The 12,256-nt window shown below is 38.4% G+C and carries 15 protein-coding genes and 1 tRNA gene; 6 read left to right on the top strand and 10 right to left on the bottom strand.

The window, feature by feature from the left end; translation table 11 throughout:
• Nucleotides 1-44 precede the first annotated feature (44 nt).
• Nucleotides 45-920 carry a hypothetical protein gene (locus tag MSG95_RS17100; RefSeq protein WP_077165747.1) on the top strand — a complete coding sequence of 292 codons (876 nt, stop codon included), beginning with the start codon at nucleotides 45-47 and terminating at the stop codon, nucleotides 918-920.
• Between the two features lie 168 nt (nucleotides 921-1,088).
• On the opposite strand, the gene MSG95_RS17095 is transcribed toward MSG95_RS17100, so the two are convergent.
• From MSG95_RS17095 to sxtP, 3 genes are all read right to left on the bottom strand, one after another.
• Nucleotides 1,089-1,164: transfer RNA gene (locus MSG95_RS17095), tRNA-Thr, on the bottom strand.
• A 111-nt stretch (nucleotides 1,165-1,275) separates the two neighbouring features.
• Entirely contained in the window at nucleotides 1,276-1,602 is a 327-nt protein-coding gene (locus MSG95_RS17090; protein ID WP_077165748.1) for a gamma-glutamylcyclotransferase family protein, read from the bottom strand.
• Nucleotides 1,603-1,625: 23 nt separating this feature from the next.
• Nucleotides 1,626-2,870 carry a multidrug efflux MFS transporter SxtP gene (gene sxtP, locus MSG95_RS17085; protein WP_077165762.1) on the bottom strand — a complete coding sequence of 415 codons (1,245 nt, stop codon included), beginning with the start codon at nucleotides 2,868-2,870 and terminating at the stop codon, nucleotides 1,626-1,628.
• A 139-nt stretch (nucleotides 2,871-3,009) separates the two neighbouring features.
• Between sxtP and sxtR the strand changes: the two genes are divergently transcribed.
• Entirely contained in the window at nucleotides 3,010-3,930 is a 921-nt protein-coding gene (gene sxtR, locus MSG95_RS17080) for a multidrug efflux pump transcriptional activator SxtR (protein ID WP_077165749.1), read from the top strand.
• On the opposite strand, the gene MSG95_RS17075 is transcribed toward sxtR, so the two are convergent.
• Nucleotides 3,927-4,814, bottom strand: coding sequence for a DMT family transporter (locus tag MSG95_RS17075; protein WP_077165750.1), 888 nt, complete (start codon nucleotides 4,812-4,814; stop codon nucleotides 3,927-3,929). The two genes, sxtR and MSG95_RS17075, sit on opposite strands and share 4 nt — an antisense overlap.
• 230 nt (nucleotides 4,815-5,044) lie before the next feature.
• On the opposite strand from MSG95_RS17075, the gene MSG95_RS17070 reads away from it, so the two are divergent.
• Nucleotides 5,045-5,788, top strand: coding sequence for a hypothetical protein (locus MSG95_RS17070; protein ID WP_077165751.1), 744 nt, complete (start codon nucleotides 5,045-5,047; stop codon nucleotides 5,786-5,788).
• Between the two features lie 24 nt (nucleotides 5,789-5,812).
• The gene (locus tag MSG95_RS17065; protein ID WP_004705055.1) at nucleotides 5,813-6,208 is read left to right on the top strand and encodes a hypothetical protein; all 396 of its coding nucleotides are present in this window, start codon (nucleotides 5,813-5,815) and stop codon (nucleotides 6,206-6,208) included.
• A 46-nt stretch (nucleotides 6,209-6,254) separates the two neighbouring features.
• Here MSG95_RS17065 and MSG95_RS17060 read toward each other — a convergent pair whose 3' ends face one another.
• From MSG95_RS17060 to MSG95_RS17050, 3 genes are all read right to left on the bottom strand, one after another.
• Entirely contained in the window at nucleotides 6,255-7,256 is a 1,002-nt protein-coding gene (locus tag MSG95_RS17060) for an aldo/keto reductase (protein WP_077165752.1), read from the bottom strand.
• Between the two features lie 111 nt (nucleotides 7,257-7,367).
• Nucleotides 7,368-8,270: a helix-turn-helix domain-containing protein gene (locus tag MSG95_RS17055; protein WP_069031381.1), complete on the bottom strand. Its 903-nt coding sequence runs from the start codon at nucleotides 8,268-8,270 to the stop codon at nucleotides 7,368-7,370.
• 123 nt (nucleotides 8,271-8,393) lie between these two features.
• Nucleotides 8,394-9,194, bottom strand: a complete 801-nt coding sequence (locus tag MSG95_RS17050) for a GNAT family N-acetyltransferase (RefSeq protein WP_077165753.1) — start codon at nucleotides 9,192-9,194, stop codon at nucleotides 8,394-8,396.
• 701 nt (nucleotides 9,195-9,895) lie between these two features.
• Here MSG95_RS17050 and MSG95_RS17045 point away from each other — a divergent pair.
• Nucleotides 9,896-10,447: a TetR/AcrR family transcriptional regulator gene (locus MSG95_RS17045; RefSeq protein ID WP_077165754.1), complete on the top strand. Its 552-nt coding sequence runs from the start codon at nucleotides 9,896-9,898 to the stop codon at nucleotides 10,445-10,447.
• Nucleotides 10,448-10,519: 72 nt separating this feature from the next.
• Here MSG95_RS17045 and MSG95_RS17040 read toward each other — a convergent pair whose 3' ends face one another.
• Nucleotides 10,520-10,936 (bottom strand): carboxymuconolactone decarboxylase family protein, encoded by a 417-nt coding sequence (locus tag MSG95_RS17040; protein ID WP_077165755.1) that lies wholly within the window; start codon nucleotides 10,934-10,936, stop codon nucleotides 10,520-10,522.
• Between the two features lie 111 nt (nucleotides 10,937-11,047).
• Here MSG95_RS17040 and MSG95_RS17035 point away from each other — a divergent pair, with 111 nt between their 5' ends.
• Entirely contained in the window at nucleotides 11,048-11,362 is a 315-nt protein-coding gene (locus MSG95_RS17035; RefSeq protein WP_077165756.1) for a winged helix-turn-helix transcriptional regulator, read from the top strand.
• 102 nt (nucleotides 11,363-11,464) lie between these two features.
• Here the strand turns inward: MSG95_RS17035 and MSG95_RS17030 are convergent, their stop codons facing one another.
• Complete coding sequence (locus tag MSG95_RS17030) at nucleotides 11,465-11,761, bottom strand: hypothetical protein (protein WP_077165757.1); 297 nt, start codon at nucleotides 11,759-11,761, stop codon at nucleotides 11,465-11,467.
• Between the two features lie 76 nt (nucleotides 11,762-11,837).
• Nucleotides 11,838-12,056 (bottom strand): DUF6500 family protein, encoded by a 219-nt coding sequence (locus MSG95_RS17025; RefSeq protein ID WP_057106933.1) that lies wholly within the window; start codon nucleotides 12,054-12,056, stop codon nucleotides 11,838-11,840.
• Nucleotides 12,057-12,256 lie beyond the last annotated feature (200 nt).

Here is a 12,256-nt window from a genome sequence, read left to right as displayed (position 1 = left end):
GCTGAATTTAAATCTATAAAACTAACCTCTGGATTTTCTAGTTGATGAAAAAAATAGTTAGTTATTTCTTTTTATTTTTTATTCTTTTAAATTTACAAGGATGTAATGCTGAGAACAATAATAAAAAAGCATTTTCTGAACCTGAACTTTACACATTGAATTTTGGTGTAGAGGGTGAAAAAAAGTTTAAATCTTATATGCAAACAGATGTAGACCAGCAACCAGCGGGGATGTCTTTTTTTGACCTTACGTGGGAACCTCCGTATTTAGCAAATATAAAAATAGATTTAGGTGAGAATAGTTTTGTTATTAAGAATGTATTTTCGGCAATGGGAACGCGGATTGACTATGCTCAGCAAAATGAAGGTATCCAGATTATTGATGTAACTGCAGGGTTGAATAAAGAAGAGTTTGTTAGTGAAGAGCAGGCTTATATGGCCTATAAGGAGCTATTTAGTCAATTACAAAAAGCAGGATGGAAGCAGTATTTTTTTCCAGGGTTAGCTCGGATTTCAACAAAAGATAACATGAAAGCTATGATTGAAGATGGTCTTATTATTGACACTTATAATGCTCTGACACTTAAAGAGTGGAGTGATTTTTTTAATAAAAAACCAACAGTTGCTACTCGGTTGTATGCTAATGGTATATTAGTAGAGTTAAGTATAGATAAAACAAAATCAGAAAATAATAAAAAACAATATATGCTAAGATTTGCAGTACAAACAATTAGATACGTAACAAAAAACTCAATTGAAAATGGGTATAAGTTAACAGGGCCTGAGTTAAAAAGTGCTTACGATGAAATGGTATTAGTAGATCAAAAAGAAAGAAGGAAAGCTGAAATTAAAGCCAAAAAAGAAGGTTTCCATATTGATGAGTCATATCAGGACCCTGATGTTTGGCAGTATGTAAAATAAAGGTTAAGCAAAATATTTGATTGTTTTTAACCTTAAGTTTTATTCATTTTTGAATTGCTATAGAGATAATATCGCTATAGCACTTTTTATTTTTAGACAAAATTTTGCCATTCAAAACCTACAGACAACAAAAAACCCCATAAATCAAATATTCATGAGGTTTAATGATGGTGCCGGCACACGGATTCGAACTGTGGACCTACTGATTACAAGTCAGTTGCTCTACCAACTGAGCTATGCCGGCAATGTGGAGTGAATTTTACAGTTTCTTAAAAAAAATACAAGCCAAAAAATGAGCATTTGAATTTTTTCTATCAATTTTTAAGCGCTTATACGTTTGAGCTTTAAAAATGGCCTAAGGCTTCAACATATAATTAAAAGAATCAACATGTTCACCACTATTTAAAGTGATGCGAACAGGTACTCTTTCGTACTCTTCGCCTTCAAAGTCATCCAGTAATTTCCAATTTGCATCTAGATGTTCCGAGCTAAAAACAAAACCTTGCACTTGGTTAGCACTATCATCGAGTACAATTCCTGGATAGCCTAAATCTGCTCCCCAACCTTCATGACGTAGGGTTCCGTTTACCCAGCCTTCCGACCATTGTCCGCCAATATTTTCAAGTATATGGGCATTAGGACGGCCGGGACCTAAAGTGCCATAAACAAATAAACTCGACATGTGATTTTCCTTTAAATTACTCATTAATGTGCTTTTGCGTGTGCGGTATAAATTACTAAAAATATTCCCAATAATGACAAGACCACGGTTAAACCGACAATCGCACTCCAGCCACCGTGTAACCAGAACCAACCGCCCGCTGAGCCGACAATACTTGAACCCATATAGTAAAACAGTAAGTACAGCGAACTGGCATGGGCTTTCGCTTGTTTGCTTTCAGCACCCACAGAACTACTCGTAAGTGAGTGGGTAATAAAGAAACCTGTAGTAATAAATGCAATACCAATAATAATGCCGAAAAGAGAAGTGAGCAGGGTCATAAGGCTACCCACAATCATGAGCGCAAAACCACTCATCATCATGGTTTTTTTACCAAAGCGATCGGCTAAGCTACCTGCCAACGATGAAGACACCATACCAAAGCTATACGATAAGAAAATAAGGCTAATTTGTGTTTGGCTCAGTGAATAAGGCGCGCCGCTTAAACGGAAAGTCGCGTAGTTAAATAAGGTCACAAACACACTGGTGAGCAAGAAACCAATGGTAAACAGGCGTAATAATTTAGTATTGCTTAAATGAGCACGCCACATTTGCATGTGAAAGCCTAAATTCAGCCCTTTTTTTTGCACAAAATTACGTGAAGCAGGCAGTAAGCTTAAAAAGGCAATTGAGCAAATAAAACAGATTGCGCCCAGCAAACCTAAAGCGGTGCGCCATGAAAAATATTCAATCAAAATGCCCATGCCGACACGGCCCATCATGCCGCCAAAGGCTGTCCCTGCAATATACAACCCCATGGTTTTACCCAAGTGTTCAGGTGCAATTTCTTCGGCAATCCAAGCCATTGTCACTGCGGGTACACCACCGAGTAATAAACCTTCTAATGCACGCGCCATCAGCAAACTGTGCCAGTTTGGGGTAAACATCGAGACAATATTAAGAACTGCTGCACACAGCATAGATGTAAAGATTACCCCGCGACGGCCAATCGCTTGTGAAAAAGCGCTTGATAGCACAATCGAAATGGCTAAAAAGGCAGTCGTTAATGACAGTGCCAACGAGCTACTCGCAGGGCTAATCTGGAAGCTTTGGCTAAATGCAGGCAACAGTGGCTGTACACAATAAATCAGTGAGAAACTAGCAAAACCTACGAGGAATAAGGCGAAACCTGCATGCTTATAGGCCTTAGTACCTTTATGAATCCACTCGCGGGAAAGCACAGAAGTTGCTTCAGTGTTTAAAGTGCTGGGTGTAGATGAAGAGCTCATATCATGACCATGACAGAAAGAAAGAGCAGTGCTTTTGAGCATACTGCATCGAGAAAATTCGATGAATTAAAATTAGCAATTTAGAGGGTATTTTTCTAATATATTTAACAATAGATCATAATATGTTTTATATATAGCGATGGAACTCAGACATATACGCTACTTTTTAGCAGTAGCAGAAGAAAAAAACTTTACCAGAGCTGCGCAGCGTTTAAACATGAGCCAGCCGCCTTTAAGTATGCAAATCCGCGACTTAGAAGAAGAATTAGGCGCAGATTTATTTATTCGTTCGCCACATGGAGTGGAGCTGACCGAAGCTGGGCTTGCCTTTTTTAATGCGATACAGCCAGTACAGCAGCGCGTAGAAGATGCAGCAAACCTTGTTAAACAAGTAGCAAATGGCGAAGTCGGTCAACTACGATTAGGGTTTACAGGTACTTCAATGCTGAATCCTCTCATTCCTAAATGTGTTCGCTATTTTCAGCAGCAGTATCCTAAAGTAGATTTAAAGCTTGAAGAAGCCAATACCTTACTGCTCATCGACCTATTACTTGAAGACCGTTTAGATGTCGCGATTATTCGCTCACCACGCAACATTCCAGATAGTCTCATTCTTCAAGAATTATTAGCAGAACCACTCATTGCGGCTTTGCCTTCCGAGTCTTTGAGTTTAGATGATTCAACGCAAGAAATTGATTTAACCACACTGCGAGAGCTTGATTTTATTGTCTCGCCACCATCCATTAGCGCAGGGCTTTTTGATGCAATTAAACAAGCCTGTCATGAGCGTAGTTTTGAACCTAAAATTGGACAAAACGCCCCGCAAATTGTGTCTATTTTATCGTTGGTGTCTGCAAACCTAGGTGTGTCTTTGGTGCCGGAGTCGACTAAACAATTGCAAATACAGGGGGTGGCTTATCGTTCTTTAAAAGCGCCTGTACCTACGGTGGGTTTAGGGCTTGCTTATAAAAAACATGCCCCTTCACAAATGGCGATTAACTTTGCCAGTGTGGTGCAAGTGGCTTGCCACCACACCAACGAAATAGATGAAATTCACTAGTTTGATTTCGGCGCTTTATTCATTAAAAAGATGCCTGAAATAATGAAAATTGCACCATATAAAAACGACAAAGTCGGTTGTTCATGAATGAAAACCCAAGCCATAAGCGCTGCAAAAATAGGTTCGGAAAGCTCGGTGACTTGTACCTTTGCGGCACTCATATAAGACAACGCTTTGGTGGTACAGAAAAAGCCAAGTATGGTCGGCAGAACAGCTAAACCAATCAAACCTAAAACAATGTCAGTATTAAAATGAATACTATGCAAGTTTATTAAAAACGGAACGGCAAGATAAACGCTGCCAAAGAGCAATAAATACTTAGTTAGAAACAGTCCGCCGTTTAATTTGAACCTTTTAACTAAAACCGAAAATAGGCCATAACCCGTACCGGCAATTGAAGCGTTGATCAGCATTAAAATGCTATTTTCACCTTTCCATGAAATGATACTAATACCGGCGATAGCCAATAATGTTCCTACAAGAGAGTGAATATAGATACTTTCTTTTAATATGAATCGACCGAAAAATAGGGCAGAAATAGCAGCCGAAGCCATAAGGACCACCACCACATTGGCGGCAGCACCGTGGTTGTAGGCAATGGTCTCAAAAAAGAATAAAGAGAAAATCCCTAAAAAAGCACAGATGGCAATTTGAGTAAAAACACTGAGCTTACTTGGCGTGCTGCTAATGTAGGCAATCTTTTGGCTGACAGGCACTTTAAATAAAAAAACACTTAAAAAGAAAAACGCGATAATGGTTTTTAAAAAGGCAATGTCTTGGGGGTTTAAACCACTGTGCATGAGTAATTTACTAATGACGCCAATAGAGGCATTTAAAGCCGCTGCACAAAGTGCAAATAGGGTTCCAATAACTAGATTATTCACTCTTATAATTCTTCCTAAGTTTTACGCATGAAGTCTACAATATTTTTTGGATGAATATTCAACAAAAATAACCAATTATCGCTTGGTATTTTCAACGATTTATATTGAATTGATTTAATAAATTTTTATTTAAGACTAAAAGCATTGTAAGGGACTTTTGTTTCAAATAATTGTGATTTATAAAACTTACTCATATTATATAATTAGTTAATTATTAAAGAATTTTAAAAATGATTAAATCTATTATTTCAGGTTGCGCGGTTCTTACACTTTCGGCTTTTGCAGTGACTCATGCAGAGTTTTCTTTTGAACAAGAATTACAACAAGGCTGTAATAAAGTGAAGCAATACGCGAGCTTAGGCAAGAAAAACTACGACCAAAAACAATATAAAAAAGCGCTCGAAAACTTCCAAAGCCAAGCCTCTTGGACTGCCTTTTGTAAAGCCAATGAAGATGAAACCACAGTTAAATTTACCGACCGTGATATTGAAGTTGCCAACAATAACGTGGGCTTAGCCTATGCCAAATTGGGTCAGCCACTGTGGGCGAGAGCATGGTTTATGCTCGATGAAAAATCAAAGTCGAGCCTGTTTAATCTTCAGCAGTTACCAGCCCCTAAAGCGTCAAATGACCTGTCTGGTGAGTATGTGCGTTACTCAGGTTTTGGTGAGTGGGATCACATCACGGTAACTCGCAAACAGGGCCAATATGCGCTTGGCTATTCAGGTGTTTATATGGGTTTACGAAGCTTAATTTATGGGCCGAACATGGGGCAGTTCGATACCAAAATGCCGATCAATACCAAGCAAACTATTTATAAAGACGAAGACTGCCGCATTCAGCTCGATTTTAAAACCAATGCGAAATTAGGCAATTACATTCAAGTTAAACAAAACGAGGGCAACTCGGGCTGTGGCTTTGGACATAACGTTTATGCAGACGGCACTTATTTAAAAGTTGAGTCTGCAAAATAAGCTTAAAACTCTAGGAACTAAATAATGAAAAATATATTTGCACGTTTACTACTTCTTTCGACGGTTATTTTGTCTGCTCAGGTCTATGCAGATGTAGCAAATACAACATGTAAAGAGGTGAAATTTCAAAAAGCCGATGAAGCGTGGAGTGGGCACTACTATTTACATGGCGTGATGGAAGTTGGTTCGGAACTTTTACTTCAGCCAGACGGCAAGTTTAAATGGATGCTTGCTGTGGGTGCTTTAGACCAATATGCCGAAGGCACATGGTGGAAAAACGGTGACTGTATTGGTTTAAAGCCAGAAGCTAAATTTAAAAAGGGTTTAAGTATTTTCCCTGAAAGCCTAACGATTTCAGATAAATCTTTAGACGCGATCTGGGACGGTGGACGCCAACAAGGCACATATAGCAAAGACTAAACTAAAAAAGTCCGACACTGAGTCGGACTTTTTTATGGCTTATATTTTAGTGGTTGACCGCAGCAAGTTGCTGAGCGTTATAACGCGCGCCCATGTTTGGGTATCTCGCGATAATCGCTTGAATTTCTGCCAAATCTGCTGCTGTTAAATGAAGGTCTACAGCACCCGCATTTTCTACAAGGCGTTCGATTTTACGCGTACCCGGAATTGGAATAATGTCGTCACCTTGCGCCAAAATCCAAGCTAAAGCCAGTTGAGCCGCTGTCGCATTTTTGCTTTGAGCAAAGTCGCTAAATGCTTGTGCCAAGCTTTGGTTATTTTTCCAGTTATCGCCTTGGTAGCGTGGTAACTGACGACGGAAATCACTTTCGTCTAAGTTGTTCACATCAAGCGTATTGGTGATTAAACCACGCGACAGCGGTGAATACGGCACAAGGCTAATGCCTAACTCGCGAATGGTTTGCAAATGGGTTTGCTCGAACTCACGGGTAAGTAGCGAGTATTCATGTTGTACCGCTGCAATTGGGTGAATCGCATGTGCTTTACGAATGGTTTCAGCCGATGCTTCACTAAGTCCTAAATAACGAACTTTACCTTGTTTGACCAAGTCCGCCATTGCGCCAATGGTGTCTTCAACTGGAACATTTGGGTCTATGCGATGCGCATAATACAAATCAATCACGTCTGTATTTAAGCGTTTTAAACTGTTTTCAACCGCAACTTTAATCCACTCTGGAGAACCGTCGATATAAGACTCTAAAGAGTTTTGTGGGTTAAGGTTGTCTTCTTTATAACGGAAGCCAAATTTGGTCGCCAAGAACACTTTGTCGCGGTTTTTTTCTAAAACTTTTGAGAGCAAAACTTCGTTTGCACCGTTGCCGTACATGTCGGCAGTGTCCCAAAAGTTAATGCCGAGGTCTAATGCTTTTTCTAGAGTGGCAATGCTTTGTGTGTCGTCTGAGGCACCATAGGCAAAGCTCATTCCCATGCAACCTAAACCAAGTGCTGATACTTTTTCGCCTGTTTGTCCTAAAGTTCTATATTTCATTTTTCACACTCTTTTTGCAAAATCACTTGAGTAGAAAAACTATAAAATGCTTTGGCTCAAACTGACGTATAACATTCAAACCAATAATTATAAAATTCAAACAATCTGTTTTTAGGCTACACAGTCTTCGCGGAACTTTTTAGGTGAAAATCCGGTATTTTTCTTAAAGAAGTTGGTGAAATACGCTGAATATTCAAAGCCTAAGCTATAGGCAATTTCGGAAATATTCCAACTGGTGTGTTGTAGCAGTGCTTTGGCTTCTTGCGTAATGCGCGAGCTAATATGCTCAGAGGTGGTTTTACCTGTGGCTTCTTTTACAGCGCGGTTTAAGTGGTTCACATGCACCGACAGGCCATAGGCATAGTCATTTGCAGTTTTGAGTTTAAGCTGAAAATGTGGCGAGTCGATTGGGAACTGGCGCTCTAATAATTCAAAGAACAAATGGCAAATCCGAACTGCAGCATTGCTATGTTTTTCAAACTGTTGGGTCGGTTGCATTTTCATGGCTTCATGCACAATCAGGTGCAAATAGTTTCTTAAAACGTTGTATTTATGAATATAGTCTGAATTTATTTCAGTCATCATCTTTTTGAAAATAAATGAAATTTCTTCAACTTGTTGGTCGTTTAAAAAATATAGCGGATCGCCGTCGACTTTAAACAATGGTGAGTCTTTTAAAAAGCTTTGTCTTGATTCTTGGTTTACAAACTCTTCGGTAAATAGACAAAACCAGCCTGCCTGTTCGGGCGAATTAATTTCCCATGCATATGGCACCATTGGGTTTGAAAACAGTAAACCAGGGCGGTCGACTCGTATCCAGCGGTTAGCGTAGTGAAGTTCGCCTGTGCCTAAAACCAGTGAAATTTTATAATAATCGCGGCGGCTATAAGGCGTGAGAAACGAGCAGGCATCGCGTTGGAACACGTTAAAATGTCCAAACGAGGTCGATGGAACCGAGTAATCGCTATCTCTGGTTAAAGAAAAGCGGCGATAAAAATCATGTATGGTTTCCATGTCTTTGCCTGCGTGCCTTATTAATTTATTTAAAGTTATAAAATTCAAACTTTATTTACTGTAGCTTTTATTTATAGCGCGATCAATCAGTTCATTTAAACAGGTTTGAAAATGAATAATTTTTTATAAATACTCAGGGTAAGCAATGTAAGAAGACTCTACACATTCGAAGCCCATTTGGCGGTAAAGGGTAACCGCTGGAGTGTTATCAATGTCGACAATTAAGTGGGCAATCCGTCCAGTTGCAACAATCCGATTCACTGCAAATTTTAAGATGCGCTCGGCAAAACCTTTTCGACGATAAGCAGGGAAGGTATATGTGCCGCCAATAGAAACGAGCCGATCGGTTTCTATGCCTAAACGTATAATCGAAACGATTTGTTGATCTGCTTCAAGCACAATAATTTTTTGTTGTTGAATTAAAGATCCCCAATCAGGTGTTTCATTTACTGAGCGCTCTTTATTGTATTGATGCTGATATTCATTAAGGCGCGCAATGTCCGAAAGTTCAGCCAAGCGGCCTTGAGCTTCAAAAAACTGGCGTGAGCAAACCATGATCCATTGATCATATTCTCGTAAAATACGCCCTTTTGGTTTGATCTCGGCATGTAATAAATCTCGCCCGATTGCGGTCGTTACGATCCGACGCGGTTGAAGCTCTAAAATGGATTTGCATAGTAATGATCCAGATGATGCCTCTGATGGAACCCAAAAACAGGTGCCGCCAGCAACGATGACTGCGACTCCTAGCAGTTGTTCAGCATTTTTTGAGTTATACAAACGTAAGAGTTGCCACTCAGCATTGATCGCTTGTGTTTGAGCAAGAAAGGCCATCGCCCCAATAGAATAATTGGACCGCTCTTCAAGCCACTGAAAGATAATTTGATATTCTTCTGAACTGGTGGGAGGTCCTTTTATTATCATTATTAATTACCTATTCAGATGATGAAATCAATCATAATTCACTATCCTACATTTTTATTATCATGACATCGTTAAATTTAAGTTGAAGGTCTTTTTAGCTTAAATATCTAATTGAATAAACAACAATAATTATTTAACCATTTTCTATTCAACCTTACATTGACACTCAAAAACGTGCGGATTATCCTTTGCCTGCTGGCCTACATTGCCAGTGGGTTTTAGCAGACCCTTTTACATACAGCACATCAGATTTGCTCCTTCTGAGGGGGAGATCTGTGTGTGAAACCACCGTCCCCCTCACGTTGCGGTAGGGCGGAAGGGGGACACCCTCGGGTGTGCTGGTTCTGTATGTCCAGTCTGCTAACCCCTTTTCGTCCTGCCACCATTATTTAGCAGTAATTGTGGTAGAGCTTCTAATACATACAGGAGTTCGCTATGCGTACTATTTCATCTCTCTCATTGGCAACCTTTGCCAAAATCTTTATGTCTACATCCAACTGGTCTTTAAAACGGTTTAACCGACTCTAGGTTTTAAGCCATAGGTCATTACGACTAAAAAATCATAGCAACAATAAAACCCGAGATAGGCGAGCACACCATTTTTGTGCGGCTTCTACATGCCTGTATTTAACGCTCAATTTAAGAGTGGCGGCACTTCTATCTCATTTATTTACAACAAAAAATTATTTTAAGCGGTATACATGAAAAATTTAGGCGCTTCACGTAAAGCATTACACGTGATTGATACAGCAACAAATTTATTTAAACAATATGGCTTTAATAAGGTCGGGGTAGACCAAATTATTGCCGAATCTCAAATAAATAAAGGAACCTTTTACAACTACTTTCACTCTAAAGAAAGATTTGTTGAAAGGTGTTTGGTCACACAAAAAGAGCAGTTACAAGAAAAAGTGAGTGTGGTGAGTGAGTTTTACCAAAATGCAGATTTGTCTGATCAACTCAGGCAAATTTACCTATTACATGCTGACTTAAAAAGCGCGTATTACTTGTTGTTTAAGGCGATTTTTGAAATTAAAAAGCTTTATCCAAATGCCTACCAAACCGCACTCAGATATAGGCGATGGCTTAAAAATGAAATTTTCTGCTTGCTCATGGAAACCAAAAAAACAGTTTCCTATGCAGAGGCGGAGATATTTGTATTTATGATTGATGGCACAATTCTGGGGCTGTTAAGTTCAGATGAAGAAAAGGAGCGAGATGCTTTGCTTGAGTATTTTTTAAAAAGGGTTTGAGGGGGAAAGGCCTAGCTTTAGGCCTTTTTTAAACTTAAAAAGTTGAGTGCTCAAGCATATATTTCATGGGGCTTAATCGCCTAAAGTAATTCGAAGTCTGTTTAATGCTCCCATTAAAGAAATACTCGCCGTTAAATCTACAATCTCTTTTTCACTAAAATGCTGAGCCAAACTTTCTCGAGTCACCTCAATTTGTTTCGGGTCATTTAAAGTAGTAATTGCGGATGCAAACTCTAAAACGACTTTTTGCTTTTCAGAGAAAGCTTTTGAATGTTTATACCCCGGTATTTGGTCGATAACCTCTTGAGCTATGCCAAAGTCTCTTAATTCCTTGGAATGAAAAGCACAACAATACGCACAACCATTGATTTGAGATACATGCAACTCGGCTAAAGCAATTAGTTTTGGGTCTAAATCTGAAGATCTAATAGAAGAATGAGCTGAATATAAATGCCCGATAGTTTTCTTTGAAATTTCTTTATATTCCACAGTAAATGTCCGTGATGAGTTAGATAGAAGCATTATTTATAATTAGGTATAGGTTGTAAATTAGGCATTTTTTTGTTATGTAGGTATATTTATTATACTTAGTAATCATCTATGAGAGATAACATTTCAGGCTGTACAGTCGAAGAAGCCATGACGGTGTTAGGCGGCCGTTGGCGCATGCTCATTATTTCTTTTTTATTAGAAAGAACCATGCGTTTTAATGAGTTACGCAGAGCAATCCCTAATATTTCTCAGAGAATGCTAACTTTAGAGCTACGTTTTTTAGAAGAAGAAGGTTTTATTTTAAGAGAAGTCTATGCACAAGTTCCTGTTAAGGTTGAATATTCTTTAACTGAGGAAGGCCGAAAACTAGAAAAATTAGTAGATGTATTAAAAGAAGTAGGTGGATGGCTTAAGTCGAGATAGTTTTGTTTTTCGTAAGTGAATGAATGTTTGATTATTTTAAGGTGGGGAGCTCATGATTCGATAATTTTGAGCCAACTCATGAGCTAAATTTAGAATATATATTTAAGGATTCTTTTTAATAATTTCATCAAAAAAATTAGGACTATTTTTTAGAATTTCAGGCACCTGAGTTGTGCCAGACTGATGTTGGAGTGCTAATAAAATTGTTAGTAATTCATAGGTATAGTCTGGCTGAGCGTCATTTTTAATAAGCTTTATAACATGTGAAGAAAATTCAAAAGCTTCTGCTGGTAATAGCGAATAAACATTTTCATCAATGAAAGTAGATAAGTACCATTCATCCAATTCTTCTTTTGAGGCTAATTTTTCAAGAAAACTAGATAAAGCATTTATAAACATTTTTATCCTTTCTCACTTTATCTCTAGTATGAAAATTAAAGACTATCCTTTTCAGAATAGTCTCTTACTCTAACTTTTATTGCTCACTCAAAACTAACTCTTTAATCTTCACAGCTTTTTCAAAGTGATCTAGCTTATGCTCCATAATCCACCAATGCGCTGCTTCCATGAGTAGCTCAGGGTTATCATTCTTATTTTTAAAAAAAGCATAAAAAGATAGACCGACATTGTCTCCCTTCTTTTCAATTTTATCGTCGCATCCCTTAATAAAAATTTCTCTTAATTCATTTCTCATAATTAGTATCACTTTAAGTCTATAAAACTAAGACGGCTTATTTTGCTCGCCCCATAGGCACATCATATCTAATTGATCCTAGCCAAAATAATGGACAGTACTTCCTTCTAAAGATAACGTAACGTTAACTTTGGAGATCCAAGAAATGGCCAAACGTTTTAGTGCTGAATTTAAACAGCAAGCAATTGATTATGCACTTT

Source organism: Acinetobacter sp. IK23 (assembly GCF_035615275.1).
GTDB classification, from domain to species: domain Bacteria; phylum Pseudomonadota; class Gammaproteobacteria; order Pseudomonadales; family Moraxellaceae; genus Acinetobacter; species Acinetobacter seifertii.
This window is presented reverse-complemented; position numbering and strand designations above follow the sequence as displayed.

Excerpts from the sequence above, each read along its gene's own strand:
- sxtP (WP_077165762.1), bottom strand. The coding sequence starts at position 2,870 with ATGAGCTCTTCATCTACACCCAGCACTTTAAACACTGAAGCAACTTCT.
- MSG95_RS17050 (WP_077165753.1), bottom strand. The coding sequence starts at position 9,194 with ATGATAATAAAAGGACCTCCCACCAGTTCAGAAGAATATCAAATTATC.
- MSG95_RS17025 (WP_057106933.1), bottom strand. The coding sequence starts at position 12,056 with ATGAGAAATGAATTAAGAGAAATTTTTATTAAGGGATGCGACGATAAA.
- MSG95_RS17065 (WP_004705055.1), top strand. The coding sequence starts at position 5,813 with ATGAAAAATATATTTGCACGTTTACTACTTCTTTCGACGGTTATTTTG.
- MSG95_RS17030 (WP_077165757.1), bottom strand. The coding sequence starts at position 11,761 with ATGTTTATAAATGCTTTATCTAGTTTTCTTGAAAAATTAGCCTCAAAA.
- sxtR (WP_077165749.1), top strand. The coding sequence starts at position 3,010 with ATGGAACTCAGACATATACGCTACTTTTTAGCAGTAGCAGAAGAAAAA.
- MSG95_RS17100 (WP_077165747.1), top strand. The coding sequence starts at position 45 with ATGAAAAAAATAGTTAGTTATTTCTTTTTATTTTTTATTCTTTTAAAT.
- MSG95_RS17055 (WP_069031381.1), bottom strand. The coding sequence starts at position 8,270 with ATGGAAACCATACATGATTTTTATCGCCGCTTTTCTTTAACCAGAGAT.
- MSG95_RS17060 (WP_077165752.1), bottom strand. The coding sequence starts at position 7,256 with ATGAAATATAGAACTTTAGGACAAACAGGCGAAAAAGTATCAGCACTT.
- MSG95_RS17045 (WP_077165754.1), top strand. The coding sequence starts at position 9,896 with ATGAAAAATTTAGGCGCTTCACGTAAAGCATTACACGTGATTGATACA.
- MSG95_RS17035 (WP_077165756.1), top strand. The coding sequence starts at position 11,048 with ATGAGAGATAACATTTCAGGCTGTACAGTCGAAGAAGCCATGACGGTG.
- MSG95_RS17090 (WP_077165748.1), bottom strand. The coding sequence starts at position 1,602 with ATGTCGAGTTTATTTGTTTATGGCACTTTAGGTCCCGGCCGTCCTAAT.
- MSG95_RS17070 (WP_077165751.1), top strand. The coding sequence starts at position 5,045 with ATGATTAAATCTATTATTTCAGGTTGCGCGGTTCTTACACTTTCGGCT.